Origin of the sequence: Lawsonella clevelandensis (assembly GCF_001293125.1) — a bacterium.
Classification (GTDB): domain Bacteria; phylum Actinomycetota; class Actinomycetes; order Mycobacteriales; family Mycobacteriaceae; genus Lawsonella; species Lawsonella clevelandensis.
The window spans coordinates 1,771,104-1,793,026 of record NZ_CP009312.1; the positions used below are offsets into that span (position 1 = coordinate 1,771,104).

Annotated in this window: 20 protein-coding genes; 19 read left to right on the top strand and 1 reads right to left on the bottom strand. The window is 57.9% G+C overall.

Annotated elements, in window-relative coordinates:
• The first annotated feature begins 23 nt into the window (after positions 1-23).
• On the top strand, positions 24-1,118 hold the full coding sequence (bioB, locus tag IY73_RS07580; protein WP_082345537.1) for a biotin synthase BioB: 1,095 nt from the start codon (positions 24-26) through the stop codon (positions 1,116-1,118).
• Entirely contained in the window at positions 1,118-1,369 is a 252-nt protein-coding gene (bsaP, locus tag IY73_RS08230) for a biotin synthase auxiliary protein BsaP (RefSeq protein WP_082345538.1), read from the top strand. Before bioB ends, bsaP begins: the two co-directional genes overlap by 1 nt.
• A gap of 33 nt (positions 1,370-1,402) precedes the next feature.
• On the opposite strand, the gene IY73_RS07585 is transcribed toward bsaP, so the two are convergent.
• Positions 1,403-2,146, bottom strand: a complete 744-nt coding sequence (locus IY73_RS07585; RefSeq protein ID WP_053962543.1) for an NUDIX hydrolase — start codon at positions 2,144-2,146, stop codon at positions 1,403-1,405.
• A gap of 60 nt (positions 2,147-2,206) precedes the next feature.
• Between IY73_RS07585 and nadA the strand changes: the two genes are divergently transcribed.
• The 17 genes from nadA (at position 2,207) to IY73_RS07670 (ending at position 21,915) form a co-directional block, all read left to right on the top strand.
• Positions 2,207-3,268: a quinolinate synthase NadA gene (gene nadA / locus IY73_RS07590; RefSeq protein ID WP_053962544.1), complete on the top strand. Its 1,062-nt coding sequence runs from the start codon at positions 2,207-2,209 to the stop codon at positions 3,266-3,268.
• A gap of 24 nt (positions 3,269-3,292) precedes the next feature.
• A complete protein-coding gene (gene nadB / locus IY73_RS07595; protein ID WP_053962545.1) occupies positions 3,293-4,948 on the top strand; it encodes an L-aspartate oxidase in 1,656 nt (551 codons plus the stop codon).
• Positions 4,949-5,095: 147 nt separating this feature from the next.
• The gene (gene nadC, locus IY73_RS07600) at positions 5,096-5,923 is read left to right on the top strand and encodes a carboxylating nicotinate-nucleotide diphosphorylase (protein ID WP_053962765.1); all 828 of its coding nucleotides are present in this window, start codon (positions 5,096-5,098) and stop codon (positions 5,921-5,923) included.
• Positions 5,924-6,047: 124 nt separating this feature from the next.
• Positions 6,048-7,388, top strand: a complete 1,341-nt coding sequence (gene hisD / locus IY73_RS07605; RefSeq protein WP_053962546.1) for a histidinol dehydrogenase — start codon at positions 6,048-6,050, stop codon at positions 7,386-7,388.
• A 61-nt stretch (positions 7,389-7,449) separates the two neighbouring features.
• Positions 7,450-8,556, top strand: a complete 1,107-nt coding sequence (locus tag IY73_RS07610; RefSeq protein WP_053962547.1) for a histidinol-phosphate transaminase — start codon at positions 7,450-7,452, stop codon at positions 8,554-8,556.
• Between the two features lie 73 nt (positions 8,557-8,629).
• Complete coding sequence (gene hisB, locus IY73_RS07615; RefSeq protein ID WP_053962548.1) at positions 8,630-9,244, top strand: imidazoleglycerol-phosphate dehydratase HisB; 615 nt, start codon at positions 8,630-8,632, stop codon at positions 9,242-9,244.
• A gap of 61 nt (positions 9,245-9,305) precedes the next feature.
• The gene (gene hisH, locus IY73_RS07620) at positions 9,306-9,983 is read left to right on the top strand and encodes an imidazole glycerol phosphate synthase subunit HisH (RefSeq protein WP_053962549.1); all 678 of its coding nucleotides are present in this window, start codon (positions 9,306-9,308) and stop codon (positions 9,981-9,983) included.
• Positions 9,984-10,067: 84 nt separating this feature from the next.
• Positions 10,068-10,808, top strand: a complete 741-nt coding sequence (gene priA, locus IY73_RS07625) for a bifunctional 1-(5-phosphoribosyl)-5-((5-phosphoribosylamino)methylideneamino)imidazole-4-carboxamide isomerase/phosphoribosylanthranilate isomerase PriA (protein ID WP_053962550.1) — start codon at positions 10,068-10,070, stop codon at positions 10,806-10,808.
• A gap of 46 nt (positions 10,809-10,854) precedes the next feature.
• A complete protein-coding gene (gene hisF, locus IY73_RS07630) occupies positions 10,855-11,643 on the top strand; it encodes an imidazole glycerol phosphate synthase subunit HisF (protein WP_172621890.1) in 789 nt (262 codons plus the stop codon).
• Positions 11,640-12,044: a phosphoribosyl-AMP cyclohydrolase gene (gene hisI / locus IY73_RS07635; RefSeq protein WP_053962551.1), complete on the top strand. Its 405-nt coding sequence runs from the start codon at positions 11,640-11,642 to the stop codon at positions 12,042-12,044. Before hisF ends, hisI begins: the two co-directional genes overlap by 4 nt.
• A 150-nt stretch (positions 12,045-12,194) precedes the next feature.
• Positions 12,195-13,004 (top strand): indole-3-glycerol phosphate synthase TrpC, encoded by an 810-nt coding sequence (gene trpC / locus IY73_RS07640; protein WP_053962552.1) that lies wholly within the window; start codon positions 12,195-12,197, stop codon positions 13,002-13,004.
• Between the two features lie 36 nt (positions 13,005-13,040).
• The gene (lgt, locus tag IY73_RS07645) at positions 13,041-13,943 is read left to right on the top strand and encodes a prolipoprotein diacylglyceryl transferase (RefSeq protein WP_053962553.1); all 903 of its coding nucleotides are present in this window, start codon (positions 13,041-13,043) and stop codon (positions 13,941-13,943) included.
• A gap of 103 nt (positions 13,944-14,046) precedes the next feature.
• On the top strand, positions 14,047-15,465 hold the full coding sequence (gene pyk / locus IY73_RS07650; protein ID WP_053962554.1) for a pyruvate kinase: 1,419 nt from the start codon (positions 14,047-14,049) through the stop codon (positions 15,463-15,465).
• Between the two features lie 138 nt (positions 15,466-15,603).
• Positions 15,604-18,201 carry an alpha-glucan family phosphorylase gene (gene glgP, locus IY73_RS07655; RefSeq protein ID WP_053979226.1) on the top strand — a complete coding sequence of 866 codons (2,598 nt, stop codon included), beginning with the start codon at positions 15,604-15,606 and terminating at the stop codon, positions 18,199-18,201.
• A gap of 522 nt (positions 18,202-18,723) precedes the next feature.
• Positions 18,724-20,046 (top strand): ROK family protein, encoded by a 1,323-nt coding sequence (locus IY73_RS07660; RefSeq protein WP_053979159.1) that lies wholly within the window; start codon positions 18,724-18,726, stop codon positions 20,044-20,046.
• 362 nt (positions 20,047-20,408) lie between these two features.
• Complete coding sequence (locus IY73_RS07665) at positions 20,409-20,702, top strand: hypothetical protein (RefSeq protein WP_148417830.1); 294 nt, start codon at positions 20,409-20,411, stop codon at positions 20,700-20,702.
• 88 nt (positions 20,703-20,790) lie between these two features.
• Positions 20,791-21,915: a VG15 protein gene (locus IY73_RS07670; RefSeq protein WP_148565070.1), complete on the top strand. Its 1,125-nt coding sequence runs from the start codon at positions 20,791-20,793 to the stop codon at positions 21,913-21,915.
• Positions 21,916-21,923: the final 8 nt, after the last annotated feature.

The following is a 21,923-nucleotide window of genomic DNA, read 5'->3' on the forward strand; positions in this document are numbered from 1 at the left end:
TTAAACGGTGTTCAATGAGAGCTATGTCATACTGTAATTCTACGGCAGCAGTGCCACCTCTCGCCGATGTTGCAGCAGCGAATACAACACAGACTACAGTGCTCCCCGCCCCTGCAGAGCTTCCTGAGGATGTGTTAGAAAGAGCCCGCATCTACGCTTTAGACCTTGGTGTCGCACTTCCTGAACCTGACCTCGTGCACGTTCTTACCTTGCCGATTGACCGGATCCGAGAAGCCCTTGACCTCGCTCAAGAAGTCCGCGAGAAGTGGTGCGGCCGCGAAGTTGAACTCGAAGGAATTGTCAGCCTCAAAACTGGTGGTTGCCCCGAGGACTGCCATTTCTGCGCACAATCTGGGCTCTTTGAGTCCCCCGTACGCAGCGCCTGGATTGATATCCCAGCTGTAGTTGAATCTGCCAAACACACGGCAAAGACCGGTGCAGCCGAGTTCTGTCTTGTCGCCGCCGTCCGTGGTCCCGATAAAAAGCTGATGAGTCAGCTCAAAGCAGCAGTGGAAGCTATCCGGGCCGAAGTGGACATTCACATCGCCTGCTCATTAGGAATGCTGACTGACGAGCAAGCAGACGAACTGGCTGCGATGGGTATCCACCGGTATAACCACAATCTTGAAACTGCCCGTTCCTACTTCCCCAATGTCGTCACTTCCCACAGCTGGGAGGTTCGACGCCAAACGCTGGAACGAGTTCGCGACCGCGGTATCAAACTGTGCTGCGGCGGCATTATCGGCTTGGGGGAGAGTATCGAACAGCGTGCTGAATTCGCCACCCAGCTTGCCGAGCTCGGCCCCACCGAAGTTCCCATTAACTTCCTCAACCCCCGTCCTGGAACACCTTTCGAAAACCATCCCCTCGTCAGCATGGAAGATGCTCTTCGCACTATTACAGCCTTCCGATTCGCACTCCCGAAGGCCACTATCCGGTTCGCCGGCGGACGTGAAATTACCTTGGGGGAGGAAGGTATGCGTGATGGTCTAACGGGCGGTATTAATGGCTTTATTGCCGGGAACTACCTCACCACGCTCGGCTGCAGTGCGGAAAGTGACCTCGACATGCTCTCCGAACTTCACATTCCCATTCGGGAAAAGAAAGATGTGCCCTAATGCGCGCAGTAACCAGCACCGAATTGCGGGACCACCTGCTGCGCGGCAAACCCTATGCGTTTGATCCCTACCGCGGAACTGATCTTGCTCAAGGGGTGCCACGACCCTTTAAAGCCGCGAAACTGGGCCTTGAACCCTTCCGCTACTGCCCACTGTGTGGCCGTCGAATGGTGACTCAAGTTCTTCCCAACGGTTGGACAGCGCGGTGTTCACGCCACGGCGAGATATCGTCCTACCTGTTTGAACACTAGTAGAGCGATTTCCTACAACAGCTCTGTTGATCTTTACTGTGAGGGGTCTTCTGGCTTGGTGGCAGGTGGACGCAGTATGGCACTTGCATCCGTCACTTCACAGTGTGTATGGGCAAACCGGTAGAGGCGCGCCGGACGGCCTCCTTCGGCGCCGGGTGTTGTTGTGTCCCCCGTGGGTTCAATAACATGTCGACGCTGGAGGGTGCGTTGCAGGTTAGTGGCATCAACCCGGTAGTGTAGAGCAGCTTCATAAATGGCACGGAGTTCGGAGATCGTGAACTCTGGTGGGGATAGTGCGAACCCCAGATTGGTGTAGCCCAATTTGCTGACAAGTCGATGTTGCGCGGCAGCGATGATGTCCGCATGGTCGGCGGTGGTGTGCGGCAGTTGGGAGACCGGGATCCATGCTGTGTCAGCGGGTAGTTGTGGACAAGCAGTGGTGGGGATGAGCCCCAGGAAAGTGGCGGCAATGACGCGGCCGTCCCGCCGCCGTCCCGGATCGGAAAAGACGCTCAGCTGCTCAAGGTGAGAAAGGGTGTGGACGTCGACTTTCTCCGAGAGTTGCCGGCTCATGGATTCGGTAATGGTTTCGTCATCACGGAGCCAGCCACCAGGGAGCGACCAGACTGGGACATGACCGTTGGGGGAGTGGGGGTCTACGAGTGCACGTGCCTGTTGCCAGAGGAGGACGCAGAGCTCCCAGGCGTCATCGACACTGCGGCGCCTCACCTGGAAGATAGCTACTCGTACTTCCATTCTGCTGGTAACATTCCACATAGTTTTCGATTATAAGTCGAAAACCCCTCGAGAACACTCTCTTCAACCTGGGAGCGCACCATGACTGCCCACACACTCGACCATCTAGACTCGCCTCTCTTGTCTCAGATCACCACCAACGCAGCTGGCACTTATACCGGAATCGTCGGAGACGCCACCTGGGCAGCAGAAGTACGACGACTGGCTGACGCCCGCGACGCCGTCCTCCTTGCCCATAACTACGAGCTCCCGGAAATTCAAGACATCGCGGATTACACAGGTGACTCACTAGCTTTGTCGCGAGTCGCTGCCAACGATCCACACTCCACCATCGTCTTCTGCGGGGTACACTTCATGGCGGAAACCGCGAAGATTCTCTCCCCAGAAAAGCGCGTCCTTATTCCCGATGCGCGTGCCGGATGTTCTCTTGCAAGCTCCATTACCGCCGCAGAACTCGCCGCCTGGAAAGCTGAATACCCCGACGCGACGGTAGTGAGCTATGTCAATACCACCGCTGAGGTAAAAGCCATGACAGATATCTGCTGTACCTCTAGCAACGCTGTGGATGTCGTGCAATCCATCCCCGCGGACCAAGAAGTACTGTTCTGCCCCGACCAGTTCCTAGGAGCTCACGTCAAGCGGAAAACCGGACGCAACAACATTCACATTTGGATGGGGGAGTGCCACATTCATGCAGACATCAACGGTGACGTCCTCGCCGAAACAGCCTGCCAGCACCCCGACTCAGACCTCTACATCCACCCCGAGTGTGGATGCACGACCTCAGCTCTCTACCTAGCACAAGAAGGAGTAGTGCCGCAGGAACAGGTGAAGATCCTATCTACGGGCGGCATGCTGGAAGAAGCAGAAGAAGCAGGTGCATGCGGTGACCATGGAGAGGTGCTTGTCGCTACCGAAGTGGGAATGCTGCACCAGCTGAAAGCTGTCGCCCCCAATGTCACCTTTACCCCCATTAACCCCCATGCAGCCTGTCCATTCATGAAGATGATCACCCCTGCCGCACTACTCCGGTGCTTGGCCCTCGGAAAAGACGAGATCGATCTCGACCCAGATACCATTGCCGCAGCCTACCGTCCCGTCGACCGGATGATCTCTATCGGAAACAGCCCGGCCGCCCGTTAGCACTCACGGAAAGACATTCCTCCTATGGATACACCATGGACTATGCAGTGTGACCTCGTCATCGTTGGTGCGGGGGTAGCGGGTCTCTCCGCTGCTGTTGCCGCCCACGAGCAGGGGTTACATGCTGTTATCGTCGACAAAGGCCAATGGCATGAGGGTGCCCGAACGATCCCACGCTACCCCAACGCAGCCACCAAGATTGCACAAGGCGGCGTGGCCGTCACCGGTCTCCACGATACCGAGCTGGATACCAATCTTGACGATGCGCTCGCACTCCACGTGGCAGACACACTCGATGCGGGTGCCGGGCTCTGCGATGAGGAAGCCGTGACCTCCATCATCGAAGGCGGGGCCGCGGCAGTACAGAAACTCATCGATCTGGGGGGACACTTTGATGCCACCGCAGAGGGGCCACTGAAGCGGACTCGGGAAGGCGGCCACTCTGTCCGTCGCATCATTCACGCAGGCGGAGATGCAACTGGGGCGGAAGTGCAGCGGTCCCTTGAAGTTGCCTCCGCCGGTACACCGTGCCTCCAGAACGCCCGTGTTACCAGTATTTTTACCGACGCTGACGGAGTTGTGGGTGTCGGTGTACGCGACCCGCGTGGAGCAGGCTATATTGCTGCCCCATGTGTGCTGCTCGCAACCGGTGGCAATGGACAACTGTTTAACGTCACGACTAGCCCAGAAGGCGTCCGTGGGGAAGGATTGTCCCTCGCTCTACGAGCCGGCGCACGCGTGGCAGATATGGAATTCACCCAATTCCATCCCACTGTGCTCTTCGATTCGCAACGGACCGGTCGGCGCCCACTCATCTCCGAAGCTGTTCGTGGGGAAGGCGCATTGCTCTATGACGCGGCTGGAACTCGCTTCATGGTAGGCATTGACCCACGCCTGGAGCTGGCACCCCGCGATATTGTTGCGCGTTCTATCGCCTTGCATATGCGAGAAACGGGGGAGGAGTGCGCGTGGTTGGATGCCACCCATATTGACCACTTCCATGAACGCTTCCCCACAGTCACCGCGGGCTGCCAAAAAGCCAACATTGACCCGCAGATTCAGCGCATTCCTATCGCTCCTGCGGCTCACTATCAAAGCGGCGGCATTGTCACCGACGCTGCAGGACGTACCGATGTACCTGGGCTCTATGCTGCCGGGGAGTGTGCCCGTACCGGCCTGCACGGTGCCAACCGGCTTGCCTCCAACAGTTTGTTGGAAGGCCTTGTGGTAGGTGGACGTGTCCCCGTTTTAGCGGCAGCACGCTGTGCCGAGCGAGGCGCCATCAGCTCCCACACTATTGAAAAAGCCTGGCGTGCCGATACCGAGGTACATCAGCATGACTTCCCACTGGGAGACACGCCTGTTCAACGCCGGCGAGAGCGCCGCGCTTTGCAGCAGCTCATGAGCGCATATGTGGGTGTAACTCGGGATGCCGTATTGCTCACACAAGCCGCAGACCAGCTTGATTCTATGTATGCCACCCTGTCGCGGCGCATGCATGACACCGTTCAGCTCTGCCGCATTATTACTGAGGCGGCACTACTGCGCACCGAAACGCGCGGTGGCCATACTCGTTTGGACTACCCGACGCAGGATTCAGCACAGTGCGCCAGTCGTGTCTTCCGGCTTAGCCCGGATGGACATATTGAACACGAGACGTGCATCAATCCGCGTCCATAGTGCTAACCTCTGCACGCCTTCTCGAACCGAATGTAAGGACTTTTCATGACTATGAGCTTTGATGCTGAATACCCCGTCTTCCCCTTTACTCCGCAGACAGCTTTTCCCGTGTCGCGTGGCCCGGTAGCTCCCCCCAATCCAGCGGATATGGAGCGGGTTGTGGATATCGCTTTGGAAGAGGATCTGCGGCTTGGACCAGATGTCACGACACTGGCCACAGTGCCGGTGGACTCACGGGCAGTGGCCCATGTGCAGACCCGCGAGCAAGGTGTTATCTGCGGTATTCCGGTAGTGAAGGTCGTTCTCGACAAAGTCGTGGGTGAGGGCAACTACACTATGGAAGCGTTTTTCTGTGATGGTGACATCATCGAGCCCGGAGATACTGTGCTCACCATTACTGCACCCACTCGTGAACTATTGACGGCGGAGCGCACTCTACTCAACATCGTCACGCACCTATCTGGAATTTCCACTATTACCCGTCGTTGGGTGGATGCAATGATCGGTACCCGTTGTCAGGTGCGTGATACTCGTAAGACACTGCCCGGATTGCGTGACCTGGAAAAGTATGCCGTGCGCGTGGGCGGAGGCGTGAACCACCGTATGGCGCTTGGCGATGCGGCGCTGATCAAAGACAACCACGTAGTAGCGGCAGGGGGAGTTGTGGAGGCTCTGCGCGCCATTAAGGAGCAGTACCCCACCATCCCCACAGAGGTGGAAGTAGACTCACTCGAACAGTTGGATGCTGTCCTGAAGGAAGGCGTTGACCTGGTCCTACTGGATAATATGGATCTTCCTACCACTAGTATGGCGGTGCAGCGCCGTAATATGGGTGCCCCCCGCACCAAATTGGAATCGTCGGGTGGCCTTACGTTGTCAGATGCAAATCTCTATGCGCTGACAGGCGTTGACTACGTGGCGGTGGGAGGGCTAACGCACTCAGTGAAGGTTCTCGATCTCGGTCTCGATATGTAACGCGGAAGCTATGCGCTCATCATTCATATTAGGCTACCCTAATATATATTCGTTCTCGTGTCAGGTGCGGTCTATACTGGTAGCGACCCAATTATGGTGAATCACCCCCTTTGGAAGGACGCTCATGCTGGTACGCACTGACCTGCGCGGACGCACCCTTACCACTGCTCAACTACGAGCTGCAATGCCACGTGGTGGCTCCGACCCGAGCGCGGTAATGGATAAGGTAGCTGCACTTGTCCAGGACATCCATAAGCATGGAGCCTCCGCAGCACTCTCCTACGGCGAGAAGTTCGATGGTATTCGCCCCACCTCGGTTCGCGTCCCCGCAGCAGTTATTGACGCTGCCCTCGACTCCACCGACGACGCGGTGAAAGACGCTCTGAACGAGGCTATTCGCCGTATTCGCATGGTGCACGCCGCACAGCGTCCCGACCGTCACACCGTGACAGTGGTACCGGGCGGTACGGTCACCGAAAAGTGGATTCCGGTGGGACGCGTAGGCCTTTATGTGCCCGGCGGTAAGGCGGTTTACCCGTCCTCTGTCGTCATGAACGTGGTTCCTGCACAGGAAGCAGGCGTCCAGAGCCTGGTCGTTGCCTCGCCGCCCCAAACAGACAATGATGGTTGGCCGCATCCCACGATCCTGGCCGCCTGCGCACTGTTAGGTGTGGAGGAGGTATGGGCTGTGGGAGGGGCGCAAGCCGTTGCCCTGCTGGCCTACGGAGGCGTCGACACGGATGACGCAACGGTGCTCGAACCTGTCGATTTGGTCACTGGTCCCGGTAACGTCTTCGTCACCGCCGCAAAACGCCTTGTACGTGGTGTTGTCGGTATTGACGCAGAGGCCGGTCCGTCGGAAATTGCAGTGTTGGCAGACCAGACCGCTAACCCCACTTTCGTCGCTGCCGATATGGTGAGCCAAGCAGAACATGATCCGCTGGCCGCTTCTGTCCTTATCACCGATAGCGAAGAACTGGCTGACGCCGTTGACATGTATATCGACACAGAAGCCGGTAAAGATGTCACTGCAGAACGTATCAATACGGCGCTAGCAGGTCCCCAATCCGGCATCATCCTGGTTGACGACATGGAGCAGGGACTGCAGGTGGTCAATGCTTATGCCGCTGAACACCTCGAAATCCACACCGCTGATGCAGCAACCCTGGCCGACCGGGTACAGTCCGCAGGTGCCATTTTCGTCGGATCCTATAGCCCCGTTCCGCTAGGCGACTACGCCGCGGGTTCCAACCATGTGCTGCCTACCTGTGGATCTGCTCGGTACAACGCGGGTCTCTCGACCTACACCTTCCTTAAGCCTGTCCACCTCATCGATTACAACGAAGAGGCCCTGCTGGGAATCGCGGATGCCATCCAAACCCTGGCTAGCGAAGAAGTCCTCCCCGCACACGGAACAAGCCTGGAAGTCCGCAAGCAAGCCGCGGCAGCACGGCAGCAGCCATAGAGCTTCGGTGCCGCCAGCACAATTCCACACTTCTGCCCACCTACTGGAAAGACCAATCTCGATGAGCTCTATTGGCGCCAACGTTCAGTTGTCCGACCTTCCCCTGCGGGATGCCCTCCGGGACAAATCCCCCTATGGAGCCCCGCAGCTCACTGTTCCCTCCCAGCTCAACACCAACGAGAACCCGCATCCTCCCAGTGGTACCCTCGTTGCTGATGTGACGGCAGCAGTGGCAGAAGCTGCCCGCACGCTCAATCGCTACCCCGACCGTGATGCGGTCGAGCTGCGAACCGAGCTTGCCGCCTATGTCACCCGTCAAACAGGAGTTGAGGTTGGCGTGGACAATCTCTGGGTGGCGAACGGTTCCAACGAAATTCTTCAGCAGTTGTTGCAGGCGTTCGGTGGACCCGGTCGACGGGCGATGGGATTTGTGCCCTCCTACTCGATGCATCCCATTCTGGTCACCGGCACCACCACAGAATGGCTGCCACAACCCCGCCGCGCAGATTTCTCGCTTGATGTGGATGCTGCAATTGCCGCAATCCAGGCGGAAAACCCGGATATTGTCTTTCTGACGAGCCCCAATAACCCCACCGGTCAGAATCTTCCCAACGAGGACCTCCGCCGCATTCTCGACGCTACCAACAGCCTCATCATTCTGGATGAAGCCTACGGCGAGTTCTCTGCTGCCCCTAGCGCCTGTGAGCTTCTCGCTGACTATCCCGAGAAGCTGGTGGTGTCTCGCACGATGAGTAAGGCCTTCGCCTTTGCTGGCGGCCGCCTGGGATACTTTGTGGCAGCACCTGCGTTCATTGGGGCGGTCATGCTGGTGCGCCTCCCGTACCATCTCTCCACCCTCAGCCAAGCTGCTGCTCTGGCCGCGTTGCGCCACGCGGATGAGACGTTGGCTTCCGTCGCCGAATTGGTGGCAGAACGTGAGCGGGTTGCCGCTGAGCTTACCGCCCACGGACTGACGGTGATCCCCAGCGCCTCGAACTTCCTTCTCTTTGGCGAGTTTAAGGATGCGGCAGGTATCTGGCAGCAGTACTTGGACCAGGGGGTGCTCATCCGTGACGTCGGCATCCCTCGCTATCTGCGTGTCACCATCGGGTTGCAGGAAGAGAATGATCACTTCTTGCGCGCAACCGAGGCTGTATTAGGCGCTTAAAGGCACTGGGGGAGCTGCCTTTGTTCCCCACAAATGAGTTCCACTTCCAGTACAAACATGACAAAGTAGAGATATGACTGCACGTATTGGACGGGTGGAGCGCGTCACCAGCGAATCCACCATCACTGTTGAGATCAACCTGGACGGTACCGGGAAGACCGATATCACCACGGGTGTGCCGTTTTACGACCATATGCTGACGGCACTCGGCAAGCACGGTGCTTTTGACCTCACTGTCCATGCACAGGGCGATGTTGACGTGGATGCCCACCATACGGTGGAAGATACCGCCATCTGCCTCGGCCAAGCGCTCCGCCAAGCGCTTGGCGATAAAGCCGGTATTCGGCGATTCGGAGAAGCCTGCATTCCACTGGACGAGAGCCTTGCCCGAGTAGTGGTTGATGTTTCCGGCCGTGCCTACTGTGTGCACCGTGGTGAGCCGGCCATTATGCGCCACACCTTGATCTCCTCCCACGGTGGGGCGAGCTATGACACGGTGATGAACCGCCACGTGTTCGATAGTTTCGCCATGAACGCAGGAATCTGCCTGCACATTCGCGTCCTGGATGGGCGGGACCCCCACCATATTACGGAGGCGGAGTTTAAAGCGTTGGCCCGCGCACTGCGGGAAGCCACCGAACGGGATCCACGGATCACCGGCATTCCCTCTACCAAGGGTGCCCTCTAGCAGGGTTTCCCGACAGCTCCCACGATTCGGCTCAGCCGACTGACCAAGTACACTAAAGCCTATGAAACCACGCGTCGCTGTCCTGGACATCGGGTCCGGAAACCTCCGCTCTGCTGAAAAAGCTCTCGCCTATGTGGGTGCTGATACTTGTGTCACCAGCGACCCCACCATCGCCCTCAACGCTGATGGTCTGGTTGTCCCGGGCGTCGGTGCCTTCGGTTCCTGCTGGCAAGGTTTGCAGCGCGTCAAAGGTGATCGGGTAGTGGGACAGCGGCTCGCCGGCTCCCGCCCGGTGCTGGGTATCTGCATTGGTATGCAGCTTATGTTCGAGGCCGGTGAAGAATTCCCCTTCACGTCAGAGGACAATGAGGCCGATGGACTGCACCGCACTGACGGTATGGGGGAGTGGCCCGGTGTCGTGAAGAAACTCGATGCGCATGTGCTCCCGCATATGGGGTGGAACACCATTGAGGCGGCACAAGGGTCGCTGTTGTTCCGGGGTATCGATCCCGACACCCGGTTCTACTTCGTACACTCCTACGCCGCATTGGACTGGGAGATGGAGCAAGATCCAACGGGCCTTCTCACCCCCGCGCGGGTGAGCTGGTCCCAACATGAGCAGTGCCGTTTCATTGCAGCGGTGGAGAATGGGCCATTATCGGCCACACAGTTCCACCCAGAAAAGTCCGGTGATGCTGGTTCTGAGCTTCTTAAGAACTGGTTGAGTTGCCTTTCCTAACTTTCCTTCGCCCCCAGGGCGTGTATAAATCACCCTGAGGCAGCCGGAAATCCGTAACTGTAGAGCCGAATAAGGAAGACAATCGTGAGTTTTACTCTCCTCCCCGCCGTTGACGTTGCTGACGGCAAAGCAGTCCGCCTCGTGCAAGGTGAGGCCGGTTCCGAGACCGTTTATGGCGCACCCCGTGAAGCCGCACTAAAGTGGCAGGAAGATGGGGCCGAGTGGATTCACCTTGTTGACCTCGATGCGGCTTTTGGCCGTGGTTCTAACTACGACATGCTGCGTGAGGTAGTCGGAGAACTCGACGTCAACGTGGAGCTGTCTGGTGGTATTCGGGATGATGAGTCCCTGCAGCGAGCCCTCTCAACAGGCTGCCGGCGCGTCAATATTGGCACTGCGGCATTGGAAAATCCTGCCTGGTGTGCCCGCGTGTTGGCGGACAACGGAGACCGTGTCGCTATTGGTCTCGATGTTCGCGTTATTGACGGTGAACCGCGGCTCCGGGGTCGTGGCTGGGTGTCCGATGGGGGCAATCTGTGGGAGGTGCTGGAGCGCCTCAACAAGGACGGTTGTACGCGCTATGTCGTCACCGACGTCTCCAAGGATGGAATGCTGTCCGGTCCGAACCTCGAGATGCTCGGTGCCGTTGCCGATGCCACTGACGCAAAGATTGTTGCCTCTGGCGGAGTCTCCAGCGTGGCGGATTTGGTAGCTATTGCCGGATTGGAAGCTCGCGGAGTAGACTCAGCTATCACTGGAAAAGCCCTTTACGCAGGAAAATTCACACTTCCTGAGGCACTCGCTGCAGTGGGCGCCCTCGCTTAACATTCATATAGAGCCCGGTACGGTGACGGCAGTCGTCGACACCGAAATGGAAGGAAAGACTGTGACCCTCGCAACCCGCGTGATCCCGTGCCTCGACGTTGACAACGGACGAGTGGTGAAAGGCGTCAACTTCCTCAACCTCCGGGATGCGGGAGACCCGGTGGAGCTAGCCCGTGCCTACAATGCCTCCGGCGCCGACGAGCTTACTTTCCTCGATGTCACAGCATCCTCTGCAGGACGTGCCACCATGGTTGATGTAGTGCGCGCGACCGCTGAGGAAGTGTTTATTCCACTTACTGTGGGTGGGGGAATCCGAGCTGTGGAGGATATTGACCGGATGCTCCGTGCCGGTGCCGACAAAGTCTCCATCAACACAGCAGCTATCGCTAATCCGCAGCTGCTCACTGATGGGGCTCGCACTTTTGGGGCCCAGTGCATCGTGCTGTCGGTAGATGCTCGCACTGTCCCGGCAGGGGAGACACCCACTTCGTCAGGTTGGGAGGTCACCACCCATGGAGGCTCCCGTGGTACCGGTATCGATGCCGTTGAGTGGGCACGTCGTGGCGAGGAACTCGGGGCAGGGGAGATTCTCCTGAACTCCATGGATGCGGACGGCACTAAAGATGGTTTCGATCTGGAGATGATTAAGGCCGTGCGGGCAGCGGTCTCCATCCCCGTCATTGCCTCGGGGGGAGCGGGTAAAGCCAGCGACTTTGCCCCTGCTGTACAGGCCGGTGCAGATGCGGTACTGGCTGCCAGTATCTTCCACTTCGGTGAAGTGACTATTGCTGAGGTGAAGGACGCTATGCGGGCTGAAGGAATTACCGTCCGATGAGCAGTGGTCCCGACCCTATCGTCACGAGTTTGGCTGATCTCCGATGGAATGATCAGGGGCTTCTTCCTGTCGTGGTGCAGGATAATGAGACGGGTGAAGTGCTGATGATGGCGTGGGCCAACGAAGCCGCGCTGCAGTACACTCTGGATACCCGTCAGGCGACCTACTGGTCTCGTTCCCGCTCTGAAGTGTGGACCAAGGGACTCACGTCAGGGCATGTTCAGCATGTTGTTGCGGTATTCCACGATTGTGACGCTGACACAGTGCTCTATGTGGTGGAACAGACTGGTGCGGCCTGCCATACCAATACCAAGACGTGCTTTACTGCTCGTCCTTTACTCGCAGCTGAAGAGAACTACCCATTACGGCAGGATCTGCTGTACGGCACAAAGGAACGCTAGCGGCGAAACACCGCTTGTGGTGCTATTGTCCCAGGTTGATGGAGTGCTGAGTGATGAGGCGCTGGGGGAACGTGGAAATCCGGTTTTCAGTTTGCAAAGGTGCATCGCTACGCTGATTCTGTCAGATTCACAGCAGTAAAGGGAGGGACGATGCCGGGTTACCCCTCCGATCTGATAGACCTTGTGAAAGAGGACCTGGCACAGCGAGAAGAATGCCTCGACTACGCCACCATCAAGAGAATGGCGGCGGAGGCTCCGGCACCCCGCGATGGGTTAGGTGCGCTGCACCAGCCGGGGGTTTCTGTGATCGCCGAGATCATCCGGGCATGTCCCGCACGTGGCCCCCTGGCAGATATTCCTGATCCGGCAGGGCTAGCCCAGCTCTTCGTGAAAGCAGGGGCGCGAATTGTCTCGGTTCAGACTGAGCGCCATTACTACCGAGGCTCGCTGCTTGATCTCGACCTTGTTCGGCGGGCAGTCGATGTTCCCATTCTGGTCAAAGATTTCGTCGTCGCCCCATATCAGATTCACGAGTTGCGGTCGCACGGCGCCGATCTCGTCCAGCTCAACGTTGAGCTCCTTCAACAAGACCAGCTGGAAGCGCTTCTCGATCGCGTCGAATCCTTGGGGATGCATGCAGTGTTGGAAGTGCATTGCCCCGCAGAGGCAAGTCGCGCGCTGGAAGCCGGTGCTAAAGTCATCGCCATCAATGCCCGTCACCTAGGCACGAACTATATTGATCGGACCCTTTTCGGCGAGATTGCAACTGGACTGCCGGCGGAGGTTCTCCGTATTGGTGAAGCAGGCGTGCGGGGGCCTCGCGATCTTCTCTCTTACGCCGGGGCAGGTATTGATGCAGTGCTGGTTGGGGGCAGTGTCGTAACGGCGGACGACCCAGCTTCCATCATTAGTGATTTGGTGATTACCGGTGCACATCCGGCTTGTCCTGGCCGCGAATAGGTACGCTGGGGTAGAGCCCGACGTCCAAGGAGAGCCATGCCTCAACATTCCAGCCAGCTGCTGGCGTTCATTCCTAGCCCGCCGCGTGGTTATTTCTCACTTGGACCCCTTGATATTCACTTCTATGCCCTCTGCATTATCGTCGGAGCAGTAACTGGTTCGATCCTTGCGGCACGTCGCTGGGAGGCCCGCGGGGGTGACCGTAACGACGTCTACGATGCCCTCCTATGGGCTATTCCGTTGGGGATTATTGGGGCACGTCTTTACCACGTCATCACGGACTGGCATCTCTACTTTGGGGCCACAGCCCTACATGAACCCATCGACTCCCTGAAGATTTGGGAAGGAGGCCTGGGTATTTGGGGCGGTGTACTATTCGGAGCGCTGGGGGCGGGCATCTACTGTCATAGACACCATCTGCCGCTGACTGCTTTGGCGGATGCTGCGGCCCCCGGGCTTATCCTCGCGCAAGGCATTGGTCGCCTCGGAAACTGGTTCAACCAAGAGCTTTATGGACGCCCCACGACTGTGCCATGGGCACTGGAGATCTACGAGCGTTCACACGGGGTCTCCACCGGACAGCTCATCGGTACCTACCATCCCACCTTCCTCTACGAAATGCTGTGGGACTTCCTTGTCGTGATCCTCCTGCTGGTGGTGGATAAGAAGTTTGTCATAGGTTATGGGAGGCTCTTCGCCAGCTATGTGACGCTCTACTGCCTGGGACGTTTCTGGGTAGAGCTCATGCGTAACGATCCTGCTTCCCATATTCTCGGCCTGCGGGTAAATACCTGGGTGTCGGGGGTTCTCTTCTGTGCCGGGCTGGTTTATGTGCTCATAGCGAAACGGGGTCGGCGTAGCGTTGCCGAGATAGCCGCATTGTCGGCACGTCAGATGGGTGATGAGCAGGGCAGAGACTCGTCGTCATCCACCCATTGAACAGATGAACAGGGCGAATAGGAATCGCAATTAAGCCTGTGAATTCCCGTGTGGAGAGGAGAGTAATAGAGTTTCTGCCACGGAACCAGCTAGGATTGAAACTGTGAAGCGTCGAACTAAAATCGTTTGTACTCTAGGTCCTGCTGTCGCCTCTGCCGAAGCTATCCGCAAACTTGTAGATGCCGGTATGAATGTCGCCCGCATGAACATGTCCCACGGCGATCATGCCGGCCACGCCCAGAACTACCAGTGGGTGCGGGAAGCCTCCGAGGCTAGCGGCAAAGCCGTAGGCGTGCTTGCGGACCTGCAAGGCCCCAAAATTCGTCTGGGCCGGTTCAAGGACAACCGCACCGTCTGGGCCACCGGCGAAACCGTCACCATCACAGTGGAAGACTGCGAAGGCACCCACGACCGTGTCTCCACCACCTACAAGGAGCTCTCCTCCGATGCCAAGCCTGGCGACCGTCTCCTTGTGGATGACGGCAAAGTTGGCCTGGTCGTTGACCATGTGGATGGGCCTGATGTGGTCTGCCTGGTGACGGAAGGTGGCCCGGTCTCCAATAACAAGGGCGTCTCTTTGCCCGGTATGGATGTGTCTGTCCCGGCATTGTCGGAAAAGGACATCAGCGACCTTCGGTTTGCCCTGGAACTCGGTGTCGACTTCATTGCCCTGTCCTTCGTCCGTTCCCCCTCTGATGTCGAGCTTGTTCACGAGGTGATGGATGAGGTGGGCAGGCGTGTCCCCGTCATCGCCAAGCTGGAGAAGCCGGAAGCCATTGACAATCTTGAAGCCGTCGTTCTTGCCTTCGACGCCATCATGGTTGCCCGTGGCGACCTGGGTGTGGAGCTTCCGTTGGAAGATGTACCGATGATGCAGAAGCGCGCCATCCAGATTGCCCGCGAGAACGCCCGCCCGGTGATCGTCGCAACCCAGATGCTCGATTCGATGATCGAGAACTCTCGCCCCACCCGAGCAGAAGCCTCCGACGTGGCGAACGCCGTGCTCGATGGCACCGATGCCGTCATGCTGTCCGGGGAAACCTCAGTGGGTGCCTACCCCTTCGAGACGGTGAAGACGATGAGCCGCATTGTGCGCGCTGTAGAACGGGACCCGGAAGCGGTTCCGCTGTTGAAGCATCGTCCTCGTACTCGCCGTGGCGTCATCTGCCAAGCAGCCGTCGATATTGCCGAGCGTCTTAACGTTAAGGCCATCGTCTCCTTCACTTCGTCCGGTGACACGGTACGTCGTGTGGCACGCCTCCACCCGACTATTCCACTGATTGCCTTCACCAACTCCGAGGCGGTGAAGAATCAACTGGCGCTCGCCTGGGGCGCGGATTCCTTCCGCGTGGAGACCCTCTCCGATACCGATAGCATGGTGCGTGTTGCTGACCGTAAGCTGCTGGACATGCCAGGCTACGAGTACGGCGATCAGGTAGTTATTGTGGCCGGTGCTCCTCCGGGACGCTCTGGCTCCACCAACATGGTGCATGTGCACCGTTTAGGCGAAGAAGACCGCTAACACTAGCGCTCCTTCACGTGTCGTAAAGGGCCCCTGCAGGGGCCCTTTATTGTGCGCCTCAACTGTTTGGACAAGATTCACTTTTTTATCGACCGTGCTGAATGGACAATTGGGGCTTATACCCATACCCTTTACCTGGTGAGAGCATCTGGAATTGTCAAAGTAACCCCAGTCCTGCCCGACGAACTGCAATGTCTTTATGACCTTGCTTATAACCTTCGTTGGGTATGGCGCAGTGAAACCCGCCAACTCTTCCGTATCATCGACCCCGCTAAGTGGGATGCCTGTGGCGATCCTCTGCAGGTGATTCGCGAAACCTCCTCCACCCGTTGGGAAGAGCTCCTCGCTAATGATCGTTTCCTCGATGACTATGAGCGCGAATGCCGCAACTTGGAAGCCTACATGGCTGCCGATTCATGGTTCCAAGAGACTCATGACCCGGACGCGACTGGGCGCGCCAGCCGCGATCCCCTCACTGCCTACTTCTCCATGGAATTCGGTATCACTCCCTGCCTGCCCATCTACTCTGGTGGCCTGGGGGTACTCGCCGGTGACCATCTAAAGTCTGCCTCTGACCTTGGCGTTCCGCTGATTGGTGTAGGCCTGCTCTACCACAATGGCTACTTCACCCAGACTCTCTCCCGCGAGGGGCTGCAGGTCGAAAACTACTCGGATCACGACGCCGCCAACCTTCCCATCAAGCCGGTGCTCGACGCAGCGGGCAAGCAACTTGAAGTGTCTGTACGTTTCCCGGGCAAACGCTTCCTCAGCATCGCCATGTGGACCGCACAGGTGGGACGAGTCACCCTCCTGCTGCTGGATACAAACCTTCCCGAAAACGCTAAGGACCTCCGCGAGCTCACGGACCGTCTGTACGGTGGCGACGAAGAACACCGCATCCGCCAGGAGATTGTCCTGGGTATTGGCGGTGTCCGCGCCGTGTGCGCCTACTGCGATAACGCCGGTCTGCCGCGCCCGCAGGTTGCCCACTTGAACGAGGGCCATGCGGGATTCCTAGGGATCGAACGTATCCGCGGGCGCATGGACAATGGTCTCAACTTCGATGAGGCGCTCGCAGAGGTACGCTCGAGCAGTATCTTCACTACCCATACCCCCGTCCCCGCCGGCATCGACCGTTTCGACATGTCCATGGTGCGGCGCTACTTGAACCCCGACGACGATGGTGCCTCAAAGCTGGTGCCAGGTGTGCCGGTGGAACGAGTTCTAGCACTCGGTGCGGAAGGTGATCCCGGTCGCTTCAACATGGCACATATGGGGTTGCGCCTAGCGCAGCGGTCCAATGGCGTGGCCAAACTTCACGGCGTGGTCTCCCGCTCGATGTTCTCGTCTCTCTACCCGGGTTTTCCGGATGAGGAGTCTCCCATTGGCTCCGTCACCAACGGTGTGCATATGCCCACCTGGATCTCCCAAACGATGCGTCCTATTGTGAAGCGCATTGTGGGTGAAGGAAACCTCGCCACTGCGGATTCCTGGGATCATATTGACCGGATTTCGGATGAGGAACTGTGGAAGAGCCGGAATGTCCAGCGTGCCTGCCTGGTGCAGGCGGCGCGTAAGGCCGTCCGCCAGTCGTGGCTCGACCGCGGTGCTTCTGAGGCTGAACTGGGGTGGACCGATGACATCCTTAACCCCAACGTCCTCACTGTTGGTTTTGCCCGCCGCGTCTCCACTTATAAGCGTCTCACGCTGATGCTGCAGGATGCCGACCGCCTGCGCGAGATTCTCACCAACGAGGAACGCCCGGTTCAGTTCATTATCGCTGGTAAGGCTCACCCTGCGGATGGCGGCGGCAAGTACCTACTCCAGCAACTGGTGCAGTTTGCTGACCAGGCAGGTGTGCGCGATCGAATTGTCTTCCTGCCCGACTATGACATCGGTCTGGCCCAGATGATGGTGGCAGGCTGCGACATCTGGCTCAATAACCCGATCCGGCCGCAGGAAGCCTCTGGCACCTCCGGCATGAAGGCTGTTATGAACGGTTGCCTCACCCTCTCCGTTTCCGACGGTTGGTGGGACGAGATGGCTGACGATGAGCTGGGATGGACTATCCCCTCCGTCGAGAACGCTGACGCTTCCACCCGGGACCGTCTTGAGTCTCTCGCTCTCTACGACCTGCTAGAACGCCAGGCGGCCCCGTTGTTCTATGAGCGCAATGACGATGGTGTGCCTGGCGGCTGGGTGGAGCGGATGCGTAAATCCCTCTCCGTGTTGGCACCGAAGGTGTCCGCAACCCGCATGGTGCGAGACTACGTGACGGAATACTACCGTCCGGCCCAGGGTACGTATCTGCAGATGGTGGACGACCCGCAGGCCTCTGCGCACTTCGTACAGTGGCAGCAGAAGCTGCGTGCTGAATGGGATAAGGTAGCAGTGACTGCGCTGTCCTGCAATGATCAGGATGCGCTAGCAGCAGAGAAGGACATTGCGCAGTGCCAGTCTGTGGCAGCTGGAAACACCCTCTCGATGACGTGTTCAGTGAAACTGGGCAAACTTTCCCCCGACCATGTGTGTGTGCAGGCTGTCTGCGGTGCTGTTGATACAAACGACGAACTACATGATGTCCGGATGGTGACCATGAAGCCGGCCGCCAATGGGGATTTCCACGCGGAAATCCCGATGGTGAATCCTGGCAACGTGGGTGTGACGGTGCGAGTTGTACCCAAGCATCCGCTGCTTGTGAGCCCGGCAGAGATGGGCTTGTGCACTTGGGCCTAGCAATTACTTAAGCGCGGAACGCCTGCAAAGCTGTGTGGTGCTGTCGTCTCGTTATTACCGGCGAGGCGGCAGCACTTCATTTGTCATGGGGGGGGGGAGAAGCGGCGTGTCTCACCGCATCAGCGCTTTATTGGCAGTGGGGAAGAGTTGAGCACGGGGTGAGAGTGTTTCTCGCTGTCAGAGAACGCACAGGTGAGAGTTTTCTTTGCGGTGCTTAGAAGGCAGTTTTTCCCCACGCATGTAGATAGGGTGCGTGGCACACACCACATGCATTTGTTAGGCTGAACGCATGATCACCGCAGATGCCACCCCCGCACGCACCGCCGTCAAGGCGCTCCGTGGCATCTGCATGTGTATGTGTATGGCTGGCTGCCAGTCTCGAATGTGTTGCCGCTAAGTTTCTGAGCCCTGCTCCTTAGCATCCGCACACACCGGTAGCCATTTTCCTCCGCGTTTCCTTCACAAACGCTTGCCCCCTATAGAACTGCTCCGCTGCAGACTCACACACGAAAGCCTTACACAATGTCTTACGCCACTATCACCACTCCCAACACCAATTCCTCCGCTATCCATGCTTCCACAGCTTCCGCTCCGGCATCTCCCACTCCGGTTAGCCGTGCAGTGCGACGACGCAGCGCCTCCATCATTCCGCAGCCGTGGGTGAGCACAGGTGCCGGCTATGTGGTGGCCCCACAGCTTCACCTTGGAGAGGGTGCCGCCGCCCGCATTTTCCACCTCGCCCATACTGAGGAACCGCTGCAGCGAGATCGTGCAGCAGAACTCACGGGAGTAAGCCGCGCAACCGTCAACCGCAACGTCATCTCGCTGCTGGAAGCCGAGCTGTTGGAAGAACGCGAAGATTTGACTGAACTGGGTGCCATCGGCCGCCCTGCATTGCCTGTTACTGTTCGCACTGACAAGTACGCTGTCCTCGGTATCTACATTGGCCGCTGGACCGCCTCCGTCACACTTCATGACCTGCGCGGCAGAATCCTCGGCGGTAAGCATTTGCGGCAGGGTTTGGTGACGGGTACCGCCCCCGGGGCGCTCCTTACCGCACTGGAAGAGGCTGCACTTTACGTCCTGGGCTACCGTAACCAGCGCACAGTGCTGTGGACTGGCGTAGCCGTTGAGGCATCCGTCACCGCAGAGGGCATCGTCACCGATAGCGCAGCGGGCTGGAACGATGTGGCCGTTGGGCAGTACTTTGCCACTGGTCTTGGTCTCCCCGTCTCACTTGCTCCCCACGTCGAAGCAATGAGCGCAGCCGAACTGTGGAACACGTCCTCCCATGATGTGGCTGCATCTACCCTCTACGTGTATGCCCGCGAAACCCTCGGTATCGGCCAGGTCTATAACGGCCAGGTACACCATAGTGTGGCCAGCTCGGGTACCTTCGGCCACCTGGTTGCCGGCCCCACCACCTTGCTCGACCCGCAGGGTGAAGGCACGGTTGGCAGTGCAGTGAAAGACTCCGCAGTCGTAGCGGCAGCCCAAGCCGCTGGCCTACCTGTCGAGACTGTTGCTGAGTTGGTCGCGCTAGCAGAAGACGGCAATAGCGATGCGAAGACAATCCTACGAGAGCGTGCCGTTGTCCTCGGCGAAGCTATCTCGTCCTTGGTGAGCCTTCTCAACCCCACCCGTGTGGTGCTTGGTGGACAAGCGTTCACAGACTCCCCCGAAACTCTAAGCCTCGTTGCTTCCATCGCGCGGCAGAACGCCAAAGGGCTTGACATTCGTGTCACGGCAGCTCGCGGCAGGGTCCAACAGCAGGCGGCGGCGGCAGTCGCCATTACGGCAGTGGCCAATGATCCTTTGCAGGTCATAAACAAGAAGCAGAAGTAGCAGGAACAACATCTACGTTCGTTGCGTCAGGCCTCATGATCACCCCCAAGGATGGGGAAATCACCAAGAAGGATAACGAAACGGGGGAGGGTGAACCTCAAGCCTTTGCCACAGACCTTCTAGCCCCCTTACTCTCTTCGCCTCAGATCTTGCAGGAGACCGTCTATCTCGTTCCCTGAATGAGCATTTTGGGTAGCGAATCCAGTTAGCTCGGTTGCGCCTCTTTAGACGTCACCCTTTCCCTGTATAGCAGTAAGAGGAGGTGGAAAGAATGGGCTACAACAAGAGTAGTTTCAATTGCTTCGTCAATGGGGCGAGCTTTGAAAGAAGTTCGGGATGCACTGGCACAATTCACTGCCGAGGTGGATATTAAGCCAGGACATGAGGACGAACGGGAGCTGACCCTCCCCGGCGATGACGACAACTACATGGAGGCAGCTATCGCTTATAAGGCAACGAGTGGAACTCCTGGGGCAGACGTCAGATCATTGTTTATCATCGATGATTTCCGCTGGTGGGCTGATCAACTCTTTGAGTGCCTCTCAGGTGCCATCCCCATGAATCTCTACATGGAGCAGGACTCGATGGACCCTATGTTCCTGCGTAAGCGTATTAATGGCATCTACTCCTATGAAGAGCTAACAAAGACCTCCTAACGCTTTCATTACCCGAATAGAACCCCGTCACCCCCTATTGGGTGCGGGGTTTTCCTTTACCCGCCGCCTGTGTCTGCATATTTGCGCTGTGCGAGCCTTCGAGCTTTCCCGTATCTCCGCAGGGGTTATGGAGACACTCCCACGACCAGAGAGCGCCTGGCAGGAGACACCGCTAGAGCAGCTGGAGCGCACTGTCACCTGGGGAGTGCGGAAGATTAACGGGTGGGATGCGCTGGCTCTTGCCCAGTTCCTGGGAGCGTCGGGGAGTTTCGAGCGAAACATTCTCCAGCAGGCCAGGAAAACTGTCTTCCACAACACCCAACGCTCCGGTACCCGCTATGCCCGTATCCCTGGGCCTTATGCCTGCCCGTTTTGTCTGATGCTGGCCTCCCGGGGCGCCGTCTACCTCACAGAGAAATCCGCTACTTCGAAAACCAACGGTGGCAGGTTCCACGACAGCTGCCACTGTGTGGCCATAGAATGCCTCACCCAAGACGACGTCCCCTCCTCCATCCACGAACTAGAACAAGAGTGGAACAACACCGCCGGACACGTCACCACCGGCGAAAAAGACCAACAACGCGCCTGGACACACTACCTGCACTCCTCCCGCCCCTACCAAGTCCGCGCCGGACACACCATGAAAAACGTTATGACTGTGCGCCCTACCCCCAGTGTGTTGCAGGCGCCCGGGCAGATGCATCTTTATAAGAGGGGTAAGAAGTCCACTACTGTGCTTCATCGGAAAGCGATTAGTGCGGAGACTCTTCGCAAAGCAGGGGTCGTCAACGATGGAGGAAGTTGGCTCAAAGAAGAACGCGCACTCGTAGGAAGGCTACAAACGCGAAATACGGCCAAGGTGCAGGCAGTAGAGATCATCGGGCAAATGCGAGACGATGACCGCAAGAAACACGTGCTAGAGATCACCGGCGGGAAACAGCGCACACCGGACTACATCATCGGAGACGCCACCGCAGACCTTAAAACACTAAAAAGGCTACGAGGGAAAACTATAGACGAAAAAATACTTAAAGATCTAGAACAGTCTAGGTACCAAGCGTCTGTAGCTATTATTGATGCTAGGGAATACCCTGTAGAAAAAGAAGAGTTAGCGCGGCTCCTAGAAGATAGAATGCAAGAAGACAAGGTGCCGTCGGAATTTGTCATACTGGGGCAATATGATGGCAGAGAGTACGAGTTAGTATGGCCGTAGGGAGGTGG

Excerpts from the sequence above, each read along its gene's own strand:
- trpC (WP_053962552.1), top strand. The coding sequence starts at position 12,195 with ATGCCGGGTTACCCCTCCGATCTGATAGACCTTGTGAAAGAGGACCTG.
- hisF (WP_172621890.1), top strand. The coding sequence starts at position 10,855 with ATGGAAGGAAAGACTGTGACCCTCGCAACCCGCGTGATCCCGTGCCTC.
- IY73_RS07610 (WP_053962547.1), top strand. The coding sequence starts at position 7,450 with ATGAGCTCTATTGGCGCCAACGTTCAGTTGTCCGACCTTCCCCTGCGG.
- bioB (WP_082345537.1), top strand. The coding sequence starts at position 24 with ATGTCATACTGTAATTCTACGGCAGCAGTGCCACCTCTCGCCGATGTT.
- nadB (WP_053962545.1), top strand. The coding sequence starts at position 3,293 with ATGGATACACCATGGACTATGCAGTGTGACCTCGTCATCGTTGGTGCG.
- hisB (WP_053962548.1), top strand. The coding sequence starts at position 8,630 with ATGACTGCACGTATTGGACGGGTGGAGCGCGTCACCAGCGAATCCACC.
- bsaP (WP_082345538.1), top strand. The coding sequence starts at position 1,118 with ATGCGCGCAGTAACCAGCACCGAATTGCGGGACCACCTGCTGCGCGGC.
- lgt (WP_053962553.1), top strand. The coding sequence starts at position 13,041 with ATGCCTCAACATTCCAGCCAGCTGCTGGCGTTCATTCCTAGCCCGCCG.
- IY73_RS07585 (WP_053962543.1), bottom strand. The coding sequence starts at position 2,146 with ATGTGGAATGTTACCAGCAGAATGGAAGTACGAGTAGCTATCTTCCAG.
- nadA (WP_053962544.1), top strand. The coding sequence starts at position 2,207 with ATGACTGCCCACACACTCGACCATCTAGACTCGCCTCTCTTGTCTCAG.
- hisI (WP_053962551.1), top strand. The coding sequence starts at position 11,640 with ATGAGCAGTGGTCCCGACCCTATCGTCACGAGTTTGGCTGATCTCCGA.
- IY73_RS07660 (WP_053979159.1), top strand. The coding sequence starts at position 18,724 with ATGTCTTACGCCACTATCACCACTCCCAACACCAATTCCTCCGCTATC.
- nadC (WP_053962765.1), top strand. The coding sequence starts at position 5,096 with ATGGAGCGGGTTGTGGATATCGCTTTGGAAGAGGATCTGCGGCTTGGA.
- hisD (WP_053962546.1), top strand. The coding sequence starts at position 6,048 with ATGCTGGTACGCACTGACCTGCGCGGACGCACCCTTACCACTGCTCAA.
- hisH (WP_053962549.1), top strand. The coding sequence starts at position 9,306 with ATGAAACCACGCGTCGCTGTCCTGGACATCGGGTCCGGAAACCTCCGC.